The following is an 8818-nucleotide window of genomic DNA, read 5'->3' as shown; positions in this document are numbered from 1 at the left end:
AGATTTTACTTTCGTAATTCAGGATTAATCTATGATAGCCCGGATCTTGAAAGTTGATCCGGGCAGACTTTTATGCATTCATAAAGTATACCAGATGGAGGACGGAAAAAATGGAAGTGTCAGTCATGGAAACACGAGAGGAAAAAGACTTTTTGGGAACAAAGGAAGTACCCGTCGATGCTTATTACGGGATTCAAACACTCAGGGCTGTGGAAAATTTTCCAATCACGGGAAACAAGCTTCATGAAGAGCTGATTAAAGCATTGGCCATTGTTAAAAAAGCTGCGGCATTGGCGAACACGGAAGTCGGATTGCTGCCGGGGGAAATCGGGCAGGCGATTGTTGAGGCTTCGCAGGAGATCATTGAAGGGAAACTGCATGACCAGTTTATCGTGGATCCGATTCAAGGCGGAGCAGGCACTTCGATGAATATGAATGCCAACGAGGTCATTGCGAATAGAGCGCTTGAATTGCTCGGCAAAAACAAAGGCGATTACGCCTCCATCAGCCCCAACTCCCATGTGAATATGGCCCAATCTACTAACGATAGTGTTCCGACAGCCATCCATGTAGCAGTACTGAATGTTCTGGATGGATTGCTGTCAGTCATGGAAGAGATGCAAGCCGCTTTTGAAAATAAGCAAAAAGAATTTGACCATGTTGTGAAAATGGGAAGAACTCATCTACAGGATGCTGTTCCCATCCGTCTCGGCCAGGAGTTCGGTGCATACAGCCGTGTCATCGGAAGGGACATTAAACGGATCCGCCGCTCAAAAGAGGGGCTTTACGAAGTGAACTTGGGAGCAACAGCAGTCGGATCAGGCTTAAACGCTGATCCAAAATATATCGAACTGGCTGTTGAATATCTTCAGGATATCAGCGGACTGCCGATGGTTGCAGCGGAAAACTTGGTTGATGCAACGCAGAACACGGATGCTTACACAGAGGTGTCTGCCGCGTTGAAAATCTGTATGACGAACATGTCCAAAATTGCAAATGACCTGAGATTCATGGCGTCTGGACCGAAAGCGGGCCTTGCGGAAATCAGTCTTCCCGCAAGGCAGCCGGGTTCATCCATCATGCCCGGAAAAGTGAATCCGGTCATGGCCGAACTAATCAACCAAATCGCTTTCCAAGTGGTCGGAAATGACCAGACTATCAGCCTGGCTTCAGAAGCGGGGCAGTTTGAACTGAACGTGATGGGGCCGGTCCTTGTCTACAATTTGATGGACTCTATCACAGTAATGACAAACGGTTTCAGAGTGTTCACTGAATACTGCGTTTCAGGCATCATCGCCAACGAGGAAAGAATGAAACATTACGTTGAATCAAGCGTGGGCATCATTACTGCAGTCAACCCGCATATCGGATACGAAGCCGCTGCAGCCATCGCCAGGGAAGCTATTGAAACAGGCCGTTCCGTCCGCGAACTTTGCCTCGAGCTAGGCGTGCTGACTTCTGAAGAGCTTGATCAAATTTTAGATGCACATGAAATGACCAACCCGGGAATCGCCGGTGCGGCTTTGTTGAAAAGATAAAGGGAAAATGGGAATCCTCGACTTGAGCGGGGGTTCTTTTTTTCGGATAAATCACGAAGTCTTGTCCTTAAAAAATTAAAAAATGATGTTTTTCCATAACGGATGATTAAATTATCATAAAAAGGGAAAACTTTAATATCATCTTTCCAATACTCCAAAAAACAACATCAAATTAATTTCTGGGCTGTTGGCTGGTAACTGGGGAAATAATAACATCCACATCCAATGCCAATTCATTTCCGACAATAACAACAGGGCGTTGCTTAGTTTGACGAGTTCCTTTAAAAAGGACATTTGCCAACCAAACATCGCCCTGCTTCATCCTACCGCTCATTGTATATGTCATCCTCCTCATTATCCCACCAAGCATAATTTTCTCCTAGTAAAATAACATCCCCAGACATATATTTTTCTTTAATCTTATCGAGCACTCTTTTTCTTTCTTTCTCACTTAACATGTCAATTTCCTTGATAATTTTATCCGGAATAGACATATCATACACCTCCGTTGAATTCTACTCTTATTATAACTTATATTCGGGCTGATATGAATTGTTCAATAAAAAGGCGCAACTATAAAAATCATATCATAAGCTCTTGGTCATGATGGATCATGACAATTACTATAAACCTGCTTTAAACACATAACTAACCTTATCATAGCCCATTTTTTCTTCGTAAAAGCGGTGTGCATCCGTCCGCTGCAGCCCGGAAGACAGCGCAACGCTTTCGAACTGGTTTTCCTTTGCCCATTTATGCACATATGAAAGAAGTTGTTCACCGTATCCTTTTGAACGACTGTTGGCATCCGTAACTAAATCGCAAATCCAAACGAATTTCCCGTAATATAGAGTGATCATGGGCTGGAAACCAATTACCGCAACGATTTTCCCTTCATGGAGCAGGGCGAACATTTTGTAGCCCTCTTTTTCCTGTGCTTCAATGACCAATTCAAGATATGAGTCTTCATCCAGATGGGTCCGCAGTTGCTTTATAACGGAAAAGGCTGACATGATCTCATCATGCGATTGAAGCTGTTTGATTGTTACGCTCATATTTAAACGCTCCTTTTTGTAATGATCATACCCGCGTTCGCCAAACTTATCCACATTATAAATGAGCTTGTGATGCAAACAACACACAGAAAAGGAATGGAACTCGGAAGAAAATTTAAGTATATCCTCAGATCCGCCGCTAAGTTATCCACAATATCTGTATAACTTTCCAGCATTTCCACAATCACAGTAAAATCAAGCCTTCTAATTGCAAGTTACTAACACATGAACAGGTTAGGAATGGGTTTATCCCCAATGTTATCCACATTTGGGCATAGAAAAGACAGGGTTTCACCCTGTCCATCATCTCAATCAATCAAAAAACCAACTTTTCCAAACTGCTCGGCCTCTTCCAAACGGTTGAAGGCGATTTCGTACTTGCTTAACGGAAAAATGGCTTCGATTTCCGGTTTGATTTTATGTTTTTCCACAAATTCAATCATGTCCTTGAATTCTTCAGCACTTCCCATGGTGGTCCCAAGCATGTTGTACTGTCCGTAAAAGAAGCTGCGAAGATCCAACTTCACTTCATCTCCTGCAGAAGCGCCAAATGTAACGATTGTTCCGCCCGGACGAAGCTGTCCGATAGATTTGTTGAAAGTCGCCTCTCCGACAGACTCTATAACCAAGTCCACTTTTTCGCCGCCTAACTGTTCATCCCAATCACCATTGTTGTCAATCGCTTTATCAGCACCAAGCTCAAGGGCGCGCTGCCGCTTTTCTTCCGAGCGCGATGTAACATAGACAGTCGCTCCGACTGCTTTGGCAAATTTTAAAATAAAAGTGATGACGCCGCTTCCCGCTCCAGGAAGAAGGACAGTCATATCAGGTGTGATCTTTCCTCTTGTAAACAGGGCGCGATATCCTGTAAGGGCGGCAAGTCCGAATACCCCCGCTTCCTCCCAAATCAAATGTTCAGGTCTGGGTACCGCATTTTCAGCCGGAATGACAATATACTCTGCAAATGTTCCGTGGTCAGGAAGTCCGACAATCTCGAACCCATCAGGCGGGGCATCGCTTTTTTCCTTCCAGCCGAGTCCAGGATTAATAATGACTTCGTCGCCAATGTTGACATTTTCAACGCTTTCGCCAACAGCATCAACAATGCCGGCACCGTCTGAACCAATAATGAGCGGCGGATCAGCCTGTTTATGGCGGTGAAGAACGAATAAATCGCGATGATTCATCCCTGCTGTTTTCAGTCTAACCCGTACTTCACCCGGGCCAGGCTGTCCAACTTCCATTTCCCGCAAAGAGAGACCTGCCATTCCCGGCTTGCCTTCATGAACGATCGCTTTCAACAAAATCCCCCCGTTTTGTGTAAATTCTAATCATTCTCATAGTCTATCATACAGAGAACAATTCTGCGTCCAAGTCAACTTATTTTATCAATTTTGACTCTTGCGAAAGTTCATGAACCATGTTTAAGTAAAGATGAGAGTTGAAGAAAAGAGGGATTCTAGATGGCTGATCCAGGGCAATTTGGAAAGCCGGCAGGTCCGATTGGTAAATTTTTCGGATGGATGATGGACAAATACAATAAGGTTGAACATGAGGAAACAATACAAATTCTTGATCTGCAGCCGGATGACCATGTGCTGGAAATTGGATATGGAACAGGCCAGGCGATTCGTTTGGCTGTGGATAAAATTCAAAATGGGAAAATTGTCGGCGTTGACCATTCAGATGCCATGTTTGAAGTGGCCTCCCGGAAAAATAAGAAATGGATTCATCAAGGGATCGTTGACCTTCTTGTAGGTGATGCAGGCAAATTGGATTTCGGTGAGAAGTCTTTCGATAAGGTGTACAGTATTCATTGCATCTATTTTTGGGAACAACCCGAATCAAATTTAAAAGAAATTTATAGAGTATTAAAGAACAAAGGAATAATTGCTATTACTGTACGGACGGGTAAAGGAGAGGTCTACGAAAAATTCACGGATTCCAATGTAAAAAAGTGGCTTGAAAACTGCGGCTTTAAAAATGTCACGATCAAGCGCTATGGTAAAGTGAAACGCAAGTCATCCATTATTTTGGGGGAGAAGTGATTTTTCAGCATGGAAGGGAGTGCAGATTTGCTGGCTTTAAAAAGGCTTGCTGCATACATGGCTGATTTTTTAATCCTTGCAACGATTTTAACAGGATTGCAGCTGCTTATCAGCTTAGTAACCGGAGGATGGCCGTTTAATCAATTCCGGAATGGCTCGCAAATTGAGCTTTGGGTCCTTTGTACAATGTCCCTCCCCGCATGGATGTATTTCATTGTATATGAATATCTAAGGCAACAGACGATCGGAAAACAACTATCCAGGCTTCATGTCATCCGGAAAGATGGGGGCAGAATAACACTTTGGCAGGCATGTCTTCGAACATTCATCAAGCTTGTTCCCTGGGAATTAACACATCTCATCGTATTGGTGCCAGTGCCGTGGTGGGAACCGGGAGCCGAACCAAATCATTGGATCTACGTTCCGAATGTACTCATTTTAATTTACATCACTTGGTTATTCTGCACAAAGGGGAGAAGGGGCCCGCAGGATCTCATAGTCGGGACACAGATTAAGACAGAATGAAACTTTGTTGTAGCCAAGTTCGTATCAAAGTTAACATGAACGGGAGGTAAAAAAGATGGAAAAAGAAGAAACAAGTCTGCAATTATTAAATGAGCTAAAAGAACTGAAGGCCAGAGAAGAAACAAATACACAATTGCTGAATGAAGTAAAAGAAATGAAGGCCAAAATGGAAAAACTCGAACAGGACATCGAGGACATTAAATTTTTCACGCCGAAGCCAGTCGTAACCCCTGCGATGATCGGCCAAATTGGCGGTATCCTACTGGGAGCGCTCGTCATTATCGGACTTTTTTGGCTGTGAAAAATTTTGGCAGGCATTTTACTATCCTTAATTGCTTCCGCTTCCAGGTTTTGGGTTTGTTCCTCCATTATGCTAAGGCGAAACGCGGGTTCCTGTACTGTTGAAACAAGCCAATGCCCACGTCTAGAGAAAAATGCATAGCTTGGTCAACGGCTCTGCGAGCCAATGCCCACGTTTGATAAAAAATGCGTTAGTCGGTCAACGGCTCCGCAAGCCAATGCCCACGTTTGGAGAAAAATACTTTAGCCGGTCAATGGCACTGAAAAGGTCATTTATTTTTTATAGCAGTATATAATTCTATTTGTAAACGTTTACACATATATTAATATAATGATATCAGAGGAGGAATGTGGATGGTACAATTCGTTGAATGGCTGAATGGTGTGTTATGGAGTTCTCCCCTTATTTATTTGGCACTGGGCATTGGCATCTTATTTTCTATTATGACTCGTTTTATGCAACTCCGCCTTGTCAAAGACATGATTACACAACTATTTTCGGGGAAAAGCTCCGATGCCGGGATTTCCTCGTTCCAGGCGATGTCGGTTGCACTATCGGGGCGCGTCGGAACCGGTAATATTGCCGGAACGGCAACTGCCATTGCATTTGGGGGTCCAGGGGCCGTCTTTTGGATGTGGGCGATCGCCTTTCTCGGCGCCAGTACAGCGTATGTTGAATCAACCCTGGCGCAAATTTATAAGGTGAAACAAGATGGCGAATACCGCGGAGGACCTGCATACTATATTGAAAAGGGCATGGGGAAAAAGTGGTATGCCGTTATCTTCGCAGTCTCAACTGCTATAGCAATGGCTTTTCTTATGCCTGGGGTGCAGGCGAACTCCATTGCAAGCGGTCTTCAAAATGCTTTCGGGCTCAGCACTGTCGTCACAGGTATTTTTATCGTTCTGTTACTTGGCTTCATTATTTTTGGGGGCATAAAAAGAATTGCGAGGACGGCAGAATGGGTTGTTCCGTTTATGGCCATCGGCTATGTTCTTGTGTCACTGATAGTCATTGCGTTTAACATTACGGAATTGCCGGCTATTATTGCATTGATCTTTAAAAGTGCTTTTGGCCTGGATTCCGCCTTCGGCGGCATTCTGGGAATGGCGATTTCCTGGGGGGTAAAACGCGGAATCTATTCAAATGAAGCCGGCCAGGGATCGGGAGCTCACGCTGCGGGGGCAGCCGAAGTATCACACCCTGCCAAACAGGGAATCGTTCAGGCTTTTTCTGTTTACATTGATACTCTTGTTGTATGTTCCGCCACCGCATTCATGATTATTATCACAGGCATGTACAATACGGTTCGTCCGGACAATAGCTTTATTGTCAAACGTCTCGGTGATGTCGAGCCGGGGCCGGGCTATACCCAGGCTGCGGTAGAATCCGTTTTGCCGGGATTCGGTTCGGGCTTTGTGGCGATCGCACTCTTTTTCTTTGCATTTACGACAATTATGGCTTACTACTATATATCCGAGACGAATGTAGCTTATTTAACAAGAGGAAGAAACGGGCAAATTGCGATGTTTATCGTAAAAATCGCCTTGCTGGCAAGTACGTTTTATGGATGCATCCGTACGGCCAAAGTGGCTTGGGACCTCGGAGATATCGGACTGGGCATTATGTGCTGGTTGAACATGATCGCCATCCTGATTTTGTATAAACCGGCCATGATTGCTTTAAAAGACTATGAAGCGCAGAAAAAACAAGGGTTGGACCCAGTCTTCGATCCTAAAAAAGTGGGCATTAAAAACGCCGACTTCTGGGAAAGTGATGACTTTAAAAAGCAGGATGCCGGCTAAAAGCGTAGAGCCGGGCTGTTTGTTCAGCCCGGTTTTGCTGTGTGTCCCGCAGTCATACAATCTATATAAGTTGATAAAAGTTATCGCGATTAGTATTAAGAGGAATATAATTAAGTTTTGACTGCCAGAAAGATAGTTGCAAATTGTCCGGTGCACTTTTTACGGCAAGGAATCATTAGATTGACCGAAATCACAGACTTATCTCCCTACGGGAGGGAATCTCCCGGATTCCGGCGTCGTCTCCAGCGCCCGCGCAATCGGTTAAACGCAGACCCCGGTCACTGGAACGGTGTCTCCAGCGCCCGTTCAAGAGGCTAATCGTTGCACCCGGTCACTGGGCGGGGCTCACATCCGGCTTATGGCAACACGGACACATCATTCTAAGTATTCGCTGGCTGGGTTCCGATCCCTCACTCCAACGCCCGCTCTACCCGATACAGGCTCAAGTCCATTTTCGGTTCCTTTCCCAAAGCCAGACACGCCAGTTCCGACCCCAAATAAGGTCCTGCGGTCAGACCGGTTGCCCCCAGCCCGTTTCCGATCAAGATGTTTTCAAATCCGGGCAGCTTTCCGAGGACCGGAATCGATTCAGGCGTATAGGGCCTAAAGCCGACTCTCGTTTCCAAAATGGTACTGTCGATGAGACCAGGAGCTGTTTCCAGTGCTTTTTCTAATATTTCATGCATTCCGCCGGCCGTTACCCGCAAATCGAAATGAGTGAAATTTTCATAGGTTGCACCTGCCACAATCCGGCCATCTTCAAATGGTACAATATATTGGCTTCCTGGGGGCATGATTACCGGCCAATTTCCTGTTTGTGTTTCAGGCAGTTCCATATGGACAATCTGGGCCTTTAAATCTTTTGAGCGGAAATCAACCCCAATGGATTGCATCAATTCCCGGATCCACGCGCCAGCTGTAATCACGACTTTTGTTGAATCATAAAAACTTCCATTTGCTTCAACACCTTCAACCTTTTTTCCGTCCAAAACAAGCTTTGCATCTCCATAGACCCTATGCGCCCCCAGTCGCTCCGCCGAACGTAAAAGGGCTTCCCGCAGCCTACGGCCGTTCACACGCGCCGCGCCGCTGACATAAACGGAGCCGAACCCTTCCGCTAATGGAGGGAAAAGCGCGCGCGTTTCATTCGCGTCCAGCAGTTTGATTTCCCCTATTTCGGGAGCGTCCTCCAGCCTTTTCAATGCCCGCTCCTTCATCTGCAGCAGTTTTTCCCGGTCTTTATGAAGGCTGATGGCCCCAACCCTCGCATAACCGGTTTCCGTTTCTCCGATTTCTTCCAGCTCCGTTATGAGTCCGGGATAGAACGCGGCTCCTGTTTTCGCCAGCCTGTACCAGTCCTTGCTCCTGCGCTGTGACAGCCAGGGGCACACGATTCCTGCAGCGGCGTCAGTAGCTTGTCCCATATCCTTGCGGTCAATGACCGTTACATCCGCTCCTGCTTTCGCCAAATGATAAGCAGTGGATGCACCGAAAATTCCGGCGCCGATTACGATAATTTTGTCCATGGTTTACATCCTTTGTCTAT

The 8818-nt window shown here is 45.6% G+C and carries 10 protein-coding genes; 5 read left to right on the top strand and 5 right to left on the bottom strand.

The genetic code is table 11. The annotated features are described in order from the left end of the window. Positions 1 to 110 precede the first annotated feature (110 nt). Positions 111 to 1538 (top strand): aspartate ammonia-lyase, encoded by a 1428-nt coding sequence (aspA, locus tag D4N35_RS14570; RefSeq protein ID WP_120074974.1) that lies wholly within the window; start codon positions 111 to 113, stop codon positions 1536 to 1538. A gap of 172 nt (positions 1539 to 1710) precedes the next feature. Here aspA and D4N35_RS14565 read toward each other — a convergent pair whose 3' ends face one another. The 4 genes from D4N35_RS14565 to D4N35_RS14555 form a co-directional block, all read right to left on the bottom strand. Beyond that, positions 1711 to 1872 carry a type II toxin-antitoxin system PemK/MazF family toxin gene (locus D4N35_RS14565; RefSeq protein ID WP_164876392.1) on the bottom strand — a complete coding sequence of 54 codons (162 nt, stop codon included), beginning with the start codon at positions 1870 to 1872 and terminating at the stop codon, positions 1711 to 1713. Then, positions 1862 to 2032 (bottom strand): hypothetical protein, encoded by a 171-nt coding sequence (locus tag D4N35_RS18200; RefSeq protein WP_164876391.1) that lies wholly within the window; start codon positions 2030 to 2032, stop codon positions 1862 to 1864. Before D4N35_RS18200 ends, D4N35_RS14565 begins: the two co-directional genes overlap by 11 nt. A gap of 129 nt (positions 2033 to 2161) precedes the next feature. Further along, positions 2162 to 2593, bottom strand: coding sequence for a GNAT family N-acetyltransferase (locus D4N35_RS14560; protein ID WP_120074969.1), 432 nt, complete (start codon positions 2591 to 2593; stop codon positions 2162 to 2164). Between the two features lie 308 nt (positions 2594 to 2901). Then, positions 2902 to 3894, bottom strand: a complete 993-nt coding sequence (locus D4N35_RS14555; RefSeq protein WP_120074964.1) for a zinc-binding dehydrogenase — start codon at positions 3892 to 3894, stop codon at positions 2902 to 2904. A 162-nt stretch (positions 3895 to 4056) separates the two neighbouring features. Between D4N35_RS14555 and D4N35_RS14550 the strand changes: the two genes are divergently transcribed. From D4N35_RS14550 to D4N35_RS14535, 4 genes are all read left to right on the top strand, one after another. Beyond that, entirely contained in the window at positions 4057 to 4641 is a 585-nt protein-coding gene (locus tag D4N35_RS14550) for a class I SAM-dependent methyltransferase (RefSeq protein ID WP_120074962.1), read from the top strand. A gap of 9 nt (positions 4642 to 4650) precedes the next feature. Next, complete coding sequence (locus D4N35_RS14545; RefSeq protein ID WP_120074960.1) at positions 4651 to 5166, top strand: RDD family protein; 516 nt, start codon at positions 4651 to 4653, stop codon at positions 5164 to 5166. 55 nt (positions 5167 to 5221) lie between these two features. After that, positions 5222 to 5467, top strand: coding sequence for a hypothetical protein (locus D4N35_RS14540; RefSeq protein WP_120074958.1), 246 nt, complete (start codon positions 5222 to 5224; stop codon positions 5465 to 5467). A 353-nt stretch (positions 5468 to 5820) separates the two neighbouring features. Next, entirely contained in the window at positions 5821 to 7272 is a 1452-nt protein-coding gene (locus tag D4N35_RS14535; protein ID WP_120074956.1) for an alanine/glycine:cation symporter family protein, read from the top strand. 410 nt (positions 7273 to 7682) lie between these two features. Here D4N35_RS14535 and D4N35_RS14530 read toward each other — a convergent pair whose 3' ends face one another. Continuing rightward, positions 7683 to 8798, bottom strand: a complete 1116-nt coding sequence (locus D4N35_RS14530; RefSeq protein ID WP_120074954.1) for an NAD(P)/FAD-dependent oxidoreductase — start codon at positions 8796 to 8798, stop codon at positions 7683 to 7685. Between the last annotated feature and the right edge of the window lie 20 nt (positions 8799 to 8818).

Origin of the sequence: Siminovitchia fortis, assembly GCF_003605365.2 — a bacterium.
GTDB classification, from domain to species: domain Bacteria; phylum Bacillota; class Bacilli; order Bacillales; family Bacillaceae_C; genus Siminovitchia; species Siminovitchia fortis.
The sequence above is the reverse complement of the archived record's forward strand: the minus strand, read 5'-3'. Positions and strand labels throughout refer to the sequence as shown.